Origin of the sequence: Mesorhizobium sp. M6A.T.Cr.TU.017.01.1.1 (assembly GCF_004023115.1) — a bacterium.
GTDB lineage: Bacteria > Pseudomonadota > Alphaproteobacteria > Rhizobiales > Rhizobiaceae > Mesorhizobium > Mesorhizobium mediterraneum.
Map to the genome: position 1 here is coordinate 1 of NZ_RZTA01000046.1, position 14,644 is coordinate 14,644.

General features: G+C 62.7%; 15 protein-coding genes. 9 read left to right on the plus strand and 6 right to left on the minus strand.

The genetic code is table 11. The features are described 5' to 3' along the window. Positions 1 to 95: 95 nt before the first annotated feature. Entirely contained in the window at positions 96 to 800 is a 705-nt protein-coding gene (locus EOB36_RS16550) for a glutathione S-transferase family protein (RefSeq protein WP_128243444.1), read from the plus strand. Positions 801 to 892: 92 nt separating this feature from the next. On the opposite strand, the gene EOB36_RS35970 is transcribed toward EOB36_RS16550, so the two are convergent. Next, positions 893 to 1,081 (minus strand): winged helix-turn-helix transcriptional regulator, encoded by a 189-nt coding sequence (locus EOB36_RS35970; RefSeq protein WP_348631801.1) that lies wholly within the window; start codon positions 1,079 to 1,081, stop codon positions 893 to 895. Between EOB36_RS35970 and EOB36_RS35750 the strand changes: the two genes are divergently transcribed. From EOB36_RS35750 to EOB36_RS16565, 3 genes are all read left to right on the plus strand, one after another. Next, positions 1,037 to 1,171 carry a hypothetical protein gene (locus tag EOB36_RS35750; protein WP_281035491.1) on the plus strand — a complete coding sequence of 45 codons (135 nt, stop codon included), beginning with the start codon at positions 1,037 to 1,039 and terminating at the stop codon, positions 1,169 to 1,171. The genes EOB36_RS35970 and EOB36_RS35750 overlap by 45 nt on opposite strands. A gap of 176 nt (positions 1,172 to 1,347) precedes the next feature. Beyond that, a complete protein-coding gene (locus tag EOB36_RS16560; protein ID WP_128285256.1) occupies positions 1,348 to 2,097 on the plus strand; it encodes an SDR family oxidoreductase in 750 nt (249 codons plus the stop codon). A 233-nt stretch (positions 2,098 to 2,330) separates the two neighbouring features. After that, positions 2,331 to 3,158 carry a DUF2189 domain-containing protein gene (locus EOB36_RS16565; RefSeq protein WP_127290469.1) on the plus strand — a complete coding sequence of 276 codons (828 nt, stop codon included), beginning with the start codon at positions 2,331 to 2,333 and terminating at the stop codon, positions 3,156 to 3,158. 114 nt (positions 3,159 to 3,272) lie between these two features. Here the strand turns inward: EOB36_RS16565 and EOB36_RS16570 are convergent, their stop codons facing one another. Further along, positions 3,273 to 3,905 (minus strand): LysE family translocator, encoded by a 633-nt coding sequence (locus tag EOB36_RS16570; RefSeq protein WP_127290471.1) that lies wholly within the window; start codon positions 3,903 to 3,905, stop codon positions 3,273 to 3,275. Positions 3,906 to 4,077: 172 nt separating this feature from the next. Then, positions 4,078 to 6,030 (minus strand): pilus assembly protein, encoded by a 1,953-nt coding sequence (locus EOB36_RS16575; protein ID WP_128243445.1) that lies wholly within the window; start codon positions 6,028 to 6,030, stop codon positions 4,078 to 4,080. Positions 6,031 to 6,370: 340 nt separating this feature from the next. On the opposite strand from EOB36_RS16575, the gene EOB36_RS16580 reads away from it, so the two are divergent. Both EOB36_RS16580 and EOB36_RS16585 read left to right on the plus strand, forming a co-directional pair. Further along, complete coding sequence (locus EOB36_RS16580) at positions 6,371 to 7,231, plus strand: TIGR01459 family HAD-type hydrolase (RefSeq protein ID WP_128243446.1); 861 nt, start codon at positions 6,371 to 6,373, stop codon at positions 7,229 to 7,231. Positions 7,232 to 7,257: 26 nt separating this feature from the next. After that, positions 7,258 to 8,241 carry a bifunctional riboflavin kinase/FAD synthetase gene (locus tag EOB36_RS16585; protein ID WP_128285257.1) on the plus strand — a complete coding sequence of 328 codons (984 nt, stop codon included), beginning with the start codon at positions 7,258 to 7,260 and terminating at the stop codon, positions 8,239 to 8,241. A 58-nt stretch (positions 8,242 to 8,299) separates the two neighbouring features. Here EOB36_RS16585 and EOB36_RS16590 read toward each other — a convergent pair whose 3' ends face one another. Next, on the minus strand, positions 8,300 to 8,854 hold the full coding sequence (locus tag EOB36_RS16590) for an HdeD family acid-resistance protein (RefSeq protein WP_127204650.1): 555 nt from the start codon (positions 8,852 to 8,854) through the stop codon (positions 8,300 to 8,302). A 208-nt stretch (positions 8,855 to 9,062) separates the two neighbouring features. On the opposite strand from EOB36_RS16590, the gene EOB36_RS16595 reads away from it, so the two are divergent. After that, complete coding sequence (locus EOB36_RS16595) at positions 9,063 to 9,875, plus strand: MipA/OmpV family protein (protein WP_128285258.1); 813 nt, start codon at positions 9,063 to 9,065, stop codon at positions 9,873 to 9,875. Here EOB36_RS16595 and EOB36_RS16600 read toward each other — a convergent pair. Beyond that, complete coding sequence (locus EOB36_RS16600) at positions 9,851 to 10,138, minus strand: hypothetical protein (protein ID WP_128285259.1); 288 nt, start codon at positions 10,136 to 10,138, stop codon at positions 9,851 to 9,853. The genes EOB36_RS16595 and EOB36_RS16600 overlap by 25 nt on opposite strands. A gap of 43 nt (positions 10,139 to 10,181) precedes the next feature. On the opposite strand from EOB36_RS16600, the gene ileS reads away from it, so the two are divergent. Both ileS and EOB36_RS16610 read left to right on the plus strand, forming a co-directional pair. Continuing rightward, positions 10,182 to 13,166, plus strand: coding sequence for an isoleucine--tRNA ligase (ileS, locus tag EOB36_RS16605; RefSeq protein ID WP_128285260.1), 2,985 nt, complete (start codon positions 10,182 to 10,184; stop codon positions 13,164 to 13,166). Positions 13,167 to 13,476: 310 nt separating this feature from the next. Next, entirely contained in the window at positions 13,477 to 14,154 is a 678-nt protein-coding gene (locus EOB36_RS16610; protein ID WP_095485829.1) for a hypothetical protein, read from the plus strand. A 23-nt stretch (positions 14,155 to 14,177) separates the two neighbouring features. On the opposite strand, the gene EOB36_RS16615 is transcribed toward EOB36_RS16610, so the two are convergent. Further along, positions 14,178 to 14,630, minus strand: a complete 453-nt coding sequence (locus EOB36_RS16615; protein ID WP_095485627.1) for a nucleoside deaminase — start codon at positions 14,628 to 14,630, stop codon at positions 14,178 to 14,180. Between the last annotated feature and the right edge of the window lie 14 nt (positions 14,631 to 14,644).

Sequence of the window (14,644 nt, forward strand, 5' to 3'; positions counted from 1 at the left end):
TTACAGAATAGTGCGTAATTTACATGGGGCGACCAGCGTTTAGGGTCAAGTTTCGCTGCGCAGCGTGATCCCTAAATCATGGAAGAGACAAAGAAATGGAACCTATCCTCCTTTACGGCATCCCGGCGGGAAGTTCGATGGGGCTTGTCGCTGCTTTTGAACGCGTCGGACAGCCCTACCGCCTGTGCCGCGTCGACATGCTCGCTGAAATGAAGAACGACGCCTATGCCAGCATCAACGGCCGTCAGGAAACGCCGGTGTTGATCACGGACCAAGGCAAGGTGCTCACCGAGACCATGGCGATTGCCGCTTGGCTCGAAGCCCGCGACACGCAACGTCGTATCAGCTTCGACCCTCGCTCGCCGGAAGCCGACCGGATGCATCAGCTGATGGCTTTCGTGAACACCGGCTTCACCGCCGCTTTCACCCCACTCTGGGCCGCATATGAAATGGAATCGGCCGAGCCTGTCCTGCTGGCGACCTTGCGCGACTTCGGCCGCAAGGCCGTTACCGAACGCCATGACCGGCTTGAGGCGATGATCGCCGACACCGACTTTCTGGTCGGCGACCGCCTGACGCTTGCCGACACCACGCTGATTGGCGTGGCACGTTGGGCGGGATTCCACCAGGCCGTCGACGCGACGAGCTACCCCAAGCTGGCTGCGTTGCGCGGCAGGATCGAAGCCGATCCGGCCGTGCGATATGCGCAAGCCATCGAGGATGGCGAAAAGCTCGCTGGTTCGGGCGCCTGCCTCGGCCATGTTCCATTGGCCGAGGTGATCGAACGCTTCGCTGCCTAGTTTTGTCACGCGTCTCACCGCGCGGCGCCAAAGTGTGGCGCCGCGCGGTGACCGGCTGTGGCTTGGTCGGGCAGGGTGGAGAATCCGTCAAGTCAGGTGATCAGGTGGGATGCGTTGACACGCATCCAGTGGGCCAGCGAATCCAGCGTGCCGCGCAAGGTTCTGCCCAGCGGCGTTATCTCATACTCCACGCGCGGCGGCATCTCGGCATAGACCCTCCGATAGACCAGGCCGCGATGTTCGAACAGGCGCAGCTGCCGCGTGAGCTCCTTTTGCGTAATCGGCGCGACGGCCCGCTGGAGCTCGCCGAAGCGGATCGGGCAACCGGTGACGATCAGGCGGAATGGCCCATTTTCCCGAAACCAGATTGACGAAATCGATCATCGGGCAACGATCGGTCGCGCCATTTCCGCCTTCGATTGGCGGGACCTCGATGGCTTTTGCCTGTGCCATGAAATTATTTTCTTTAGTACCCATTCGGTGCCTACTATACAAAGCATACTATCATGCAAACAATGCCGTTCTCATCTCATTGGGAAGGCAAATCATGGGTCGCTTAAAAGGCAAATATGCCCTCATCACCGGGGCAACCAGCGGCATCGGTCTCGAAACCGCGCGCCAGTTTCTGGCCGAGGGCGCTACGGTGGCAATCACTGGCAGAAACCCGTCCGGGCTCGACGCTGCGCAGCGCGAGCTGGGCGGATCGGCGCAGGTGATCAGGAATGATGCCGGCAATCTCGCCGATCAGCGTGCGCCTGCCGCCGAGCTTGCGCAGCGCTGGCCTCGGCTCGATATACTCAACGTCAACGCCGGCGATGTGATGCACCAGCCGCTGCAGGATTGGGACGAGGTGGTCTACGACCGTCTGATGCAGACCAACCTGAAGGGGCCGTTCTTTCTGATCCAGGCCCTGTTGCCGATGTTTTCCAACCCGTCGTCGATCATTCTGTGCGGCTCGGTCAGTGCCCATATCGGCCTGCCCCAGAGCAGCGCCTACGCCGCCAGCAAGGCGGGTCTCCTGTCATTGGCGCGCACCCTCTCGGGGGAGATGATCGAGCGCGGTATTCGCGTCAATGGCCTCAGCCCCGGCCCGACCGAGACGCCGGCCCTGGGCAAGCTGGGTCTGCCCGAAGCGGAAGAGAAGGCGCTGGGCGATCGGATACGCGCGCTGGTGCCGATCGGCCGGATGGGCAAACCCTGGGAGCTCGCCAAGGCGGCGGTGTTTCTGGCCTCGGATGAGTCGAGCTTCGTCGTCGGCACGGAACTGCTCGTCGATGGCGGCGTCGGAAATCTCTAGAGCATTTTGCAGCCAAGTGGTTACACTTGGCGTCGCACAAATGCGGCTGAAACACAGATAAAGCGGGATGCCCCGTTCAACCCAAATGCATCCCGCTCTAGCCGGATTTACCATCGCGACCGTCGACTTGGCGACAATCACCCCTAAATCGACTATCATAGTGCTTGTACGAGAAGTGGCAGCTACGGGCGGCCATCCTGGCGGTGACCGCCCCGACACACGGGAGAATGGTCATGGCAAGCTTTCATGTCATGTCGGACGCACGTGGAATGCACGTGCAGCCCACGGTGCGCCGCATCACGACGGCGGACCTGATGGATGTGCTGCGGCTCGGCGTCGAGGATTTCTGGGCCAAGCCATCGCATTACGTGTTCCTGTGCCTGATCTATCCGGTGGTCGGATTGATCCTGGCGCAGTGGACGACATCCGGGTCCTATGCCATCCAGCTCCTCTACCCGCTGATGTCCGGCTTCGCCCTGCTTGGACCCTTCGCCGCGATCGGGCTCTACGAGATCAGCCGCCGCCGCGAACTCGGCATGGACACGTCCTGGTGGCACGCGCTCGATGTGCGTCACTCGCCGGCGCTGCCCGCGATCGCGGTCATCGGCGTCATGCTGGTGGCACTGTTCCTGCTCTGGCTGTTCACCGCGCAATCCATCTACACCAGCCTGTTTGGCAATCAGCCGCCGGCCTCGATCGGCGGCTTTGTGCGCGAGGTGCTGACGACGACCAAAGGCTGGACGCTGATCCTGCTCGGCAATGCGGCTGGGTTCGTTTTCGCCGTGATCGTGCTGGCGACGACCGTCATCGCCTTTCCGCTGCTGCTCGACCGCGATGTCGGCGCTGTCTCGGCAATCGAGACCTCGGCACGGGCGGTGATGGCTAACCCGCTGCAGATGGCGCTGTGGGGCTTGATGGTCGCCGTGCTGCTGGTCATCGGCTCGATCCCGCTGTTTGCCGGGCTCGCCGTCGTCATGCCCGTGCTTGGCCATGCGACGTGGCATCTCTATCGCAGGGTGGTCGAGCCGGAGCGGGTGCAGCAGGACCGGCGGCCGATGTAAGCAAGCGCAGCGGTGCCGCCGCTCTATCTTTTTGTTTGAGCATCGGATTTTCCCAAAACCGGTATCCACCCTCGGGTCAGGCCCGAGGGCATGCTTTTGGATCCGATGCTCAAGTCAACGCTGCGCGTCGGTCGCCATCTTCAGGGCCAGCACGGTCAGCACCGTGCCCATCATCCAGCGCTGGATCACCAGCCACAGCGGCCGGCCGGCGAGGAAGACGGCGATCGAGCCGGCGGTGACCGCGATGATCGCGTTGACGGTGAGGCTTATCGCGATCTGGGTGGTGCCGAGCACCAGAAGCTGCGACAGCACGTGGCCCTTACCGGGGCTGATGAACTGCGGCAGCAGCGACAGATAAAGCACCGCCACCTTCGGGTTGAGCAGATTGGTCATCAGGCCCATGGCGAACAGTTTGCGCGGCCTGTCCTTCGGCAGTTCCCGAACCTGGAACGGCGAGCGTCCGCCTGGCCTCACTGCTTGCCAGGCAAGCCACAAGAGGTAGAGCGCGCCGGCAAAGCGCAGCACGTCATAGGCGTAAGGCACGGCAAGCAGCAGCGCGGTGATGCCGAATGCCGCCGACAACACGTAGAAGACAAAGCCGAGCGCCACGCCACTGAGCGAAATCAGGCCGGCCTTCGGCCCCTGTGACAGCGACCGCGAGATCAAATAGATCATGTTCGGGCCAGGCGTCAGCACCATGCCAAGGCAGACCAGCGCGAAGGCGAGATGGTTGGCGGCGTCGGGCACGGGCGCATCTCCGGTGGCGGTGGGGACACTCACCATGTCCGTTCGACCGCCGCAAGGGCAAGGTGGCGATAGCCTTTGCGCCAGCCCCGCTGTCAGCCGGAAGAACGGTTAGGTCAGCGATCCTTCGCCCCCTTTGTCCTGCCAACCTGTCATTTCTGGGCGATGGCGCCCCTCAGCCGACGATGCGCAGGTTCGACAATTCGTTGGCGATTTCCTTGAAATTGTCTGACAGAGTCGCCCCGGTAGCGTTCCAGAACAGCTTGGCCGGCTTGGTCGGATCGGTGGGATCCTTGCGGAAGCGCGAGTCCGAGGAGCATGCCTTCAGGGCGTCGAGCGCTTTCTTGTCGCCGGCGTCGGTGGTCGACAGGTCGAGCGCAACGGTCATGACGAGAACGTTCGAATTCTTCGCATTGGCGCAAAGGGTCTGCATCTGCTCGTCCAGCGCGGCCGTGTAGTTGCCGCCGGTATAGGTCGTCTTGCCGATGTCGGTGCTTGTGTTCATGAACAGGCGCGTCACGCTTCCCGACCCTGGATATGTGAGGCCGGTGTAGCCGTAAGCGGCATAGGTCGACCTGTTATTGGCATAGTCGCTGTCGCTGACGGCGCTGTAGGTGTTGGCGCCGTCGGTCAGCACGATGACCACTTTGTCGTTGCCCTTTTCGGCGTTCGGTCGGCCTTCCGTGAAAGGTTCGTTGCTCGACACCGTCCGCCAGCCCCAGGCAAGGCCTTCCGGCACGTTGGTGTTGCCGTTCGGTGCCATGGCGTCGATGGCGTCGTTGATCTCCTCTTTCTGGGCAAGCTGGCTTACGTCTTTGAGCGTCGTGACCGGGTTGGTCGTGCAGGACGCATTCGGGCCGTCGCCCGCGGCAGCCGACTTCGAACCGTAAGGCTTCACCAGGAAATATTTGCGCATGTCCGACTGCCGCTGCGAGGCGGTTGGGCTATCGCTGTAATACGGCCAGTCGGCCCACCAGTTGTTGCCGTAGCTATAGGACAGGTAGGTCGCGTCGTTGACACCGTCTCGGTCGAAATCGAGCCAGAGGGTGCCAGCTTCGTCCGGCGCAAACATTGGCACGAACAGCGTGGCAGGCGCGGCGCTGGTCGGCGTCGTGTCGTCGTTATTATACGGGTACGGCCTCGCCTCCACGCAACCCTGCCAGCTCGCATAGCGGCTGGTGGTGTAGATGTATTCCGGGGTGGTCCAATGGCCGCTGCTGCAGTTGCCTTTTTTGTTATAGGTGTCGCAGATGTACTGTTTCGTGTTAGGCACTTCTTCGCGGCCGGACTCGACCGTGATGTCGGCGTAAAGGCTGAAGCGGGTCAGTGGTTGATCCTGAGTGTCGCCCCAGCCGGTGCCGCGCTTGTACCAGACGCCGTTGAGCTTCTCGGCGTATTTGTCCGGATTGTTGGCGGGGGTCATCGTCGTCCAATCGAAATCCTCGTGCTGGATCGGGGAGATGCCGTCCTGATCCATCCAGCCTTCTTGGTCATGGGTGGGGCCGACATTGACCGAAGCAGCGAACGGCACGAGGGAGAACTGCACCGGTTTGCTGACCTGCTTCATCTGCTGTGCCTGCAGCGCCAGCGTGTCGACAAGCTGCTTGGCGGCAGTCTTCAGCAGGTCTATTCGCTTCACGCCGGTGCCGGAACCGAGGTTGTTCATCGAGCCGGAATTGTCGAGCACAAGGGCTACTTCCAGCGTGTTCTTGAGGCGGATTTCCGAGCAAGCCGTGAAGGCTGTGCCGCTCCCACCCGTCAGCATGGCGGCAGCCGGCAGGAAATAAGGCGTATACGTCAGGGCGCTGCAGAGCTTCAACGTGCCGCCACCCGCATTGTTGTTGGGCAGGGTGACGGTAAGCGACGTATTCGCCGGATCGACGGGACCAAGATTGGCTTCGAAGAAGGTCTTGGCAAAGGCCACGGTGTCGGCGTCGCTTGCGCCGGCGACGATGTGCTGAGCGGTGGCGAGGCCGGCGGCGTCAAGGGCGTTCAACGTACCGTGCTTCTGGCGGAGCAGTTCCGAGTAATCGACGCTGAGCGCCAAGCCCCCCATGAGCGGCACAATCGTGATGGCCGTCATGAGCGTATAGTTGCCACGCCGGTCCCTACCGAATTTACGGAACATTGCCTTCAGAACCCCGCCAGAACCCTTTGTCGGCGAACGATGCCACCAATAGTTAAATTTCAGATTGCTAAAATATGTCCAAGATCGGCACAGTTTTTTAAAGCTCGTTAACCATGCCGCAGATGGCGGCAGTGCTGCCCACGATTGGACCCCGGGGAAGACTCCGCAATGGGCTAAACCTCTGGAAAGAGGCGGCTTTTATGCTTTGTGCGCCTGCCTTGATCATCGCCAGGCAATCCTGAACGTTGCGAAAGCTGGTGACAGGATCAAGCGCTTCGGTTAATGCGGGCCTGCCGCACGGACCGTCGGTAGCGGCCGATCATGACTTGGGAAAAATAGTATGGCGGATTCACCCGACATCATCGGCTCGCTCGCAGATTTGTCGGGAGCCTATTCGGCCATCCTGTGCGATGTCTGGGGCGTGGTTCACAATGGCGAACGGCATTTTCCGGCCGCGGCTCTGGCGCTGGCCACTGCGCGCGAGGCGAAAATACCTGTCGTGCTGATCACCAATTCGCCGCGGCGAAGCACCGACGTGGTGGCGCAGATGAATGCGATCGGTGTTCCCCCAAGCGCCTATGACCGCGTCGTCACGTCCGGCGACGTGACCCGCGACCTGATCATCGAGGGGCCGCGAAAAATCTTTCACATCGGCGGTGATCGCGATCTCACGCTCTATGACGGTCTTGATGTCGAGCTCGTCGAGGAGTTCGAGGCGTCCGGCGTGGTCTGCACCGGGTTGTTCGACGACGAGGTGGAGAAGCCGGAAGACTACGCCGAACTTCTGCGGCGGTTGCGCGCCAGGAACCTGCCGTTCATCTGCGCCAATCCCGACATCGTGGTCGAGCGCGGCGAGCGGATGATATGGTGCGCAGGGGCCTTGGCCCGCGACTATGCCCAGCTCGGCGGGCGCACGCTGATCGCCGGAAAACCTTATGCCCCCGTCTATGACGTCGCGATGAAAGAGATCGCCGAACTGCTCGGCGGCCCGATCGAGCGCTCGGACGTGCTGGCCATCGGCGATGGCATGATGACCGACATCAAAGGTGCTGCCGACAACGGCTTCGACGTGCTCTACGTATCGGGCGGCATCCATGCCCGCGACTATGGCGATCCGCTACAACCGGATCCGGCCAGGCTAATTGCCTTTCTGGAAAAGCACGGCTACCGGCCGGTCGCGGTCATTCCGAGACTGCGGTAGGGTCGCTCGATGACGGAAGCCTCGAAATGACGCAAGCCTTCGAACGCGTTTCTGCAATCTCGCCGCTGCCGGCCCATTTGCGCGGCGGCGTGGTGGCGATCGGCAATTTCGACGGCGTTCACCGCGGCCATCAGGCCGTGCTCGAGCGCGCGCTTGCCGAGGCGCGCCAGCGCGACGTGCCGGCTCTGGTGCTGACCTTCGAGCCGCATCCGAGAAAGGTGTTCCGGCCTGATATACCGCTGTTCGTGCTGACGCCGCCGCCGATGAAGGCACGACTGCTGTCGTATCTAGGCTTTGCCGCACTCGTCGAACAGCCGTTCACGCGCGACTTCGCCGCGCTGTCGGCGGAAGCGTTCGTGACCGACGTGCTGGACAGGAATCTCGGCATCGTTCACGCCGTGACCGGCTTCGACTTCCACTTCGGCAAGGACAGGCAGGGCGGCCCGGCCTATCTGATGGCGGCCGGCGAACGCCACGGCTTCGGTGTCACGCTGGTCGACGCGTTTCGCGACGAGGGCGCCGAGGTGGTGTCGTCGAGCCGCATTCGCGCGCAGCTCGGCGAGGGCGAGGTGACCGAGGCCGCCGGCCTGCTCGGTTATCGCTTCACGGTCGAGAGCGAGGTGATCGGCGGCCAACGGCTTGGCCGGACGCTGGGCTTTCCAACCGCCAATATGAGGCTTTCGCCGGAAGCCACTCTGAAGGAAGGGATTTATGCCGTCCGCTTCCGTCGCGCCGACGGCACGCTTCATGACGGCGTTGCCAGCTTCGGCCGCCGCCCGACCGTCGACGACAACGGCACGCCGCTTCTGGAAACCTTCGTTTTCGATTTTTACGGCGACCTCTACGGTGAGATATGCGCGGTATCCTTCTTCGGCTTCCTGCGCGCCGAGGTGAAGTTCGACGGGCTCGACGCGCTGGTCGCGCAGATGAAACGCGACGAAGCGGAGGCGAGGGCGCTGCTGGCCGGCGTCAGCCCGCTTTCCGAGCTCGACGCGGCCATTGCTTTCTAAAGCATGATCCCAAAAAGTGGGAACCGGTTTTCGGACAAGATCATGCTAAAACAAGAACCTATTTCTTCAGCGCCAGGCCGACTGCAATGAAGGCCCAGCCCTGGAAGATCAGGTCGATAGCGAGAAACAGTCCCAGCACCCATACGCTGTTGACTGGCCAGCCCATGGCGATGACCAGGCCTGCCAGCGCGCTGATGATGCCCGCCGCAACGAGCCAGCCCCAACCCTTGGCCGGTCTGTGCTTGTACCCGACCCAGGCCCTGAGCACGCCTGAAGCGAGAAGGGCGACCGCCAGCAGGAAGGTCAGCACCGCCGAGGCCAGCAGCGGATTATAGAAGGCGAAGAACCCGGCGACTGCATAGAGAAGACCGCTGAGCAGCCAATAGAAGAACCGGCTCCATGTCTTCACACCTAAGGCATGCATGATCTCGATGACACCGGCCATCAGCATCAGCCAGCCGACGACGTAGACCGAGGCGACCGTGGCAATGAACAGATTGCCGAAGGCGATGCCGCCGAGGATCAGCAGCAGCACGCCGAGCCCGACGAACCACCCCCATTTCGCCTGCGTCTGCCCAATCGCATCCTTTAAAACATCGCCTTGCAGGGTCATTGCCGCCATCTCCACCGAAGTTGCCTGGCATCTTGCCAATTGGAGGGTAGCGCCTAAGGCCTTGCCCGTCCAGCGAGCAGCTTGCGCCGGACGCATGCCAAAAAAGCGAGGAACCGTTTCGAATTTAAATCAAAGTTTACCGAACCGGCGCCATGGCTCTTGGCCAGGCCGGTTGTTCCTGCCGGTGTTCCGTGCGTATGGAGTGACGATGCGTTCTGTCAGGGTGTTTCAGCTGGTCTTGGCCACCTTCATGCTTGGCGCGCCCAGTGCCGCCGAAGCAGGCGAGGGCGCCTTGGGCTGGCTGTCCGGCGACTGGTATCTGACGGTCGGCGCCACCGGCATGGTCGCGCCGGATTTCGAGGGCAGCAAGAAGTACCTGCTCAGCGCCTCGCCGATCATCTCGCTCGGCAAGGCGGGTCCCGCGGCCCGCTTCACCTCACGCAACGACAACATCTCGCTGGCGCTGATCGACGATGGCGGCCTGCGCGCCGGCTTGACCGGAAAAATCCTGTTTTCGCGCGATGGCGGCGACGCCGACGAGCTGAAGGGCCTCGACCCGGTGCGCTGGGGCGGCGAGGCCGGCGGCTTCTTCGAATTCTATCCTTTTGACTGGTTGCGCGCTCGCGCCGAATTGCGCCACGGCATTCGCGCCCATAGCGGCTTTGTCGCCGACATCGCCGCCGACGCCTTTTATGATGTGACGCCGGAGATCAGGATTTCGGGCGGGCCGCGCGTCTCGTTCGCATCATCGGACTATTTCGACGCCTATTATGGCGTCAACGCCGAGGAAGCTGTGGCTTCGGGCCTCAGCGAATACCATCCGGGCGGCGGGGTGAGATCGACAGGCCTTGGCGGCGCGGTGACCTGGAAGGTGACCGAGCCGATGACGGCCAGCCTGTTCGGCGAATATTCGCGCCTGATGGGTCCGGCGGCCGATTCCAGCCTGGTCAAGGAGCGCGGCGACCGCAACCAGTTCACGATCGGCGTCTCGACGACCTACCGGTTTGATTTCTCGATGTGAGTGCTTTGTTCCGGCAATCGCCTATTGGCCGGATGCATCCGGATGCATTGTAACGGCACACGCTGCAAGGAAGGCACCGAGAGTTCGGGCTTTTCAATGTCGCCTGTCTCGGTTAAAAGCCCAGCCATGACGAGCTTTTCGCGCCTTCTCGCGATTGCGATACGAATTACGAGCCCGGTGTTCCGGGCGGCTTGAGCGCCGCCGGAGCCGCCGGGAATCTTGCGTGCGGCCTCTCGCGCTTTTTCCAGATCATGATAGTTCAACGCCCGGGCTCTTTTGCCGCCGGGCAATGCATATGGCAGACCAATGACCGACACTGTTGAAACGATCGACTATTCCAAGACGCTTTATCTGCCGCAGACGGATTTCCCGATGCGCGCCGGCTTGCCCGAGAAGGAGCCGCTGCTGGTCAAGCGCTGGCAGGACATGGATCTTTACCGCAAGCTGCGCGAAAACGCCGCCGGCCGCGAAAAATACGTGCTGCATGACGGGCCGCCCTACGCCAACGGCAATATCCACATCGGCCACGCGCTGAACAAGATCCTCAAGGACGTCATCACCCGCTCGTTCCAGATGCGCGGCTATGACTCGAACTATGTGCCCGGCTGGGATTGCCACGGCCTGCCGATCGAATGGAAGATCGAGGAGCAGTACCGCGCCAAGGGCAAGAACAAGGACGAGGTGCCGGTCAACGAGTTCCGCAAGGAATGCCGCGAGTTCGCCGCGCACTGGATCAAGGTGCAGGGCGCAGAATTCCAGCGGCTGGGAGTCGTCGGCGACTTCGACAATCCCTATACGACCATGGCGTTCCATGCCGAGGCGCGCATCGCCGGCGAACTGTTGAAATTCGCCACGTCGGGCCAGCTCTATCGCGGCTCCAAGCCGGTGATGTGGAGCGTGGTCGAGCGCACCGCGCTGGCCGAGGCCGAGGTCGAGTACCAGGATTATGAGAGCGACACGATCTGGGCGAAGTTTCCGGTCGTCAGCCTCGCTCGTCAGGTCACCAACGTCGAAGATGGGCAGCCAGCCTTGGATCCAAAGCTGACGGAGACGTCACTGGACTTGCTGGAGGCCCACGTTGTCATCTGGACGACCACGCCGTGGACGATCCCCGGTAACCGCGCCGTCAACTATTCGCCACGCATCAACTATGGCCTCTATGAGGTCACGGCAGCTGAGAACGCTTTCGGCCCGCAGTCCGGCGAAAGACTGATCTTTGCCGACGCTCTGGCGGAAGAGTCCGCTCTCAAGGCCAAAGTGACGATGAATCGTCTTCGTAGCGTTTCCGCCGAAGAGCTTGGAAGCCTTACGCTTTCCCATCCCTTCAAAGGTTTGAATGGCGGTTACGATTTCCCCGTGCCGATGCTCGCCGGCGACCATGTCACCGACGAAGCCGGCACCGGCTTCGTCCACACCGCGCCCGGCCATGGCCGCGAGGACTTTGACGCCTGGATGGATGCTGCGCCGGACCTGCGCCAGCGCGGCGTCGACACCGCCATCCCGTTCACCGTCGACGATGCCGGCTTCTTCACCAAGGACGCGCCGGGTTTTGGTCCGGACCGCGAGGGCGGATCGGCGCGCGTCATCGACGACAACGGCAAGAAGGGCAATGCCAACCAGGCGGTCATCGACGAGCTGATCAAGCGCAACGCGCTGTTCGCGCGCGGGCGATTGAAGCATTCCTACCCGCATTCGTGGCGGTCGAAGAAGCCGATCATCTTCCGCAACACGCCGCAATGGTTCGTCTATATGGACAAGGAGCTGGGCGACGGCACGACGCTGCGCAGCCGTGCCTTGAAGGCGATCGACGACACCCGCTTCGTGCCGGCCGCCGGCCAGAACCGCATCCGCGCCATGATCGAGGAGCGCCCCGATTGGGTGCTGTCGCGCCAGCGCGCCTGGGGCGTGCCGATCGCCGTCTTCGCCGATGCCGACGGCAACGTCCTGCGCGACGAGGCCGTCAACCAGCGCATCATGGATGCCTTCGAGAAGGAAGGCGCCGACGCCTGGTTTGCGGCCGGCGCCAAGGAGCGTTTCCTTGGCAATCACGATGCCTCGATATGGCAGCAGGTTATGGACATCCTCGACGTCTGGTTCGATTCCGGCTCGACCCATGTCTTTACGCTCGAGGATCGTCCGGACCTGAAGTGGCCGGCCGACGTCTACCTGGAAGGCTCCGACCAGCATCGCGGCTGGTTCCATTCCTCGCTGCTTGAAAGCTGCGGCACCAGGGGCAGGGCGCCTTACGACACCGTCGTCACCCATGGCTTCACCATGGACGAGGAGGGACGGAAAATGTCGAAGTCGCTCGGCAACACCGTGGTGCCGCAGGACGTCATCAAGCAGTCGGGTGCCGATATCCTGCGGCTATGGGTGGTGACGACCGATTACTGGGAAGACCAGCGGCTCGGCAAGAATGTGCTGCAGACCAACATCGACGCCTACCGCAAGCTGCGCAACACCATCCGCTGGATGCTGGGCACGCTTGCCCATGACGATGGCGAGGAAGTGCCGCTGGACAAGATGCCGGAGCTGGAGCGGCTGATGCTGCACCGGCTCTCCGAACTCGATGAGGTCGTGCGCGCGGGCTACGACGCTTTCGAGTTCAAGCGCATCACCCGCATGCTGCTCGATTTCATGGTGGTCGAGCTGTCGGCCTTCTATTTCGACATCCGCAAGGACGCGCTCTACTGCGAGGCCCCGTCCAGCGTGAAGCGCAAGGCCTCCGTTCAGGTGGTGCGCCATCTGTTCGACTGCCTGGTGAAATGGCTGGCGCCGATGCTGCCCTTCACGATGGAGGAAGCCTGGCTCGACCGTCATCCTGACGCCGTCTCGGTTCATCTCGACCAGTTTCCGCAAATCCCGGCCGACTGGAAGAACGAGGCGCTGGCGGAAAAATGGCGCAAGGTCAGGCAGGTCCGCCGTGTCGTCACCGGCGCGCTGGAGATCGCACGCGCCCAGAAGGTCATCGGCTCGTCGCTGGAAGCGGTGCCGGTCGTCACGCTCGACGATGCGGCGCTCGAAGCGGCGATATCAGATGTCGACATGGCCGAGATGGCGATCACCAGCGATCTGGTCATTGCGCATGGCAGCGCGCCTTCTGGCGCCTTCACGCTGGACGACGTCAAGGGCGTCGCCGTCGTGGTCGAGAAGGCCGAGGACCGGGGCCTGGTCAAATGCGCGCGCTCATGGCGCTATACCGCAGATGTCGGCAGCGACGCGGAATTCCCCGATGTTTCGGCCCGGGATGCCGCTGTGCTGCACGAGTTGAAGTCGCTTGGTCGTATATGATGCATGTCGCCCAAAAGTGTGAAGCGGTTTTGGGATAACGACATGCACAGCCGCCATATCGGTGCATGTCGCCCAAAAGTGTGGAGCGGTTTTGGGATAACGACATGCACAGCCGCCATATCGGTGCACAAATGCCACGGCGGGCGGCTGATCGGCCCCCGCGCGTTGCCCTTAACGAGTGGTTGAGGTAAACACGCGAAACTCCGGACGACAAATTGTCGCCGGATTTCCGTCGGAAGAGCATAAGCGATGGGGACCGGACCTTTTGGCCGGTGCGATCGAGAGGCTGTCTAGAGTGGGACTTTTTGGCATGACCGAAAGAACTTGCGCGCGCGTTGCGCTGCTGGCGCCGCTTGTCGTATCCGGCCTGGCCCTGTCCGGCTGCATGGGCTCGCCGACCTACGGCACCGACAAGCCCGCCGCTGCACAGCTTGCCGGCGATCTCACCAGCGCTTTTTCAGTCGTGCCGAAGAACAAGGACAGGATCGACTACAAGCCGCGTCCCGAGCTGGTGAAGCCGGCGCCGGGGCAGAAGGAACTGCCGCCGCCGCAAGACAGTATCGCGACGGCGAGCGCCGATTGGCCCGAATCGCCGGAGCAACGCCGTGCTCGCCTGCGCGCCGACGCCACGCTCCATCAGGACGATCCGGACTACCAGGCGCAGATCGTCGATGACGTCCAGACGGATCCAACGGCGATCAAGGCTGCGATGGCGCAGTCGGGATCCAGCCATCCGCCGGCCTGGACTCCGGCGGATTCGGACAAGGGCCGCGCCGCCGAGGTCAAGCGCCGCCTCGCCCAAGGCAAGCAGGGCGACCCGAACACCCGCAAATATCTGAGCGAGCCGCCCGTGCAATACCGCGCCGCTGCCGGCACCGCGCCTGCGGGCGATCTCGGCGAGGACGAGTACAAGAAAGAACGCCGCCTCAAGAAGGAAGCGGCCGCCAAGAACAAGAGCGGCGGCATGTTCGACTGGCTGCCGTGGTAAGCTGCTAGGGAAAGCTGGCGCCGCTACGGTTCGCGTCGCTCCCTGAAAAAATCCTTCAGAAGCAGCGCCGCGTCGCTCTCGGCCATGCCTGGGTAGATGTCTGGCACATGGTGGCAGGTCGGTGAGGCGAAGAAGCGGACGCCGTTGACCACAGCGCCGCCCTTCTCGTCGGCGGCGCCGAAATAGAGCCGGCGCAGCCTGGCGAAGGAAATGGCGCCGGCGCACATGGCGCAGGGCTCCAGCGTCACATAGAGATCGTGGCCGGTGAGCCGCTCGCTCGACAGCTTGCTGCAGGCTTCGCGGATCACCAGCATTTCGGCATGGGCCGTGGGATCGGCAAGCTCGCGGGTGCGGTTGCCGGCACTGGCAACGACCGTATCGCCGCTGGCGATGACCGCGCCGACCGGCACTTCGCCGCGCAAGGCGGCAGTTTCGGCCTCTTTCAGCGCCAGCGCCATGAAATCCGGCCGCCTCAAGCGGTTTCCATTCC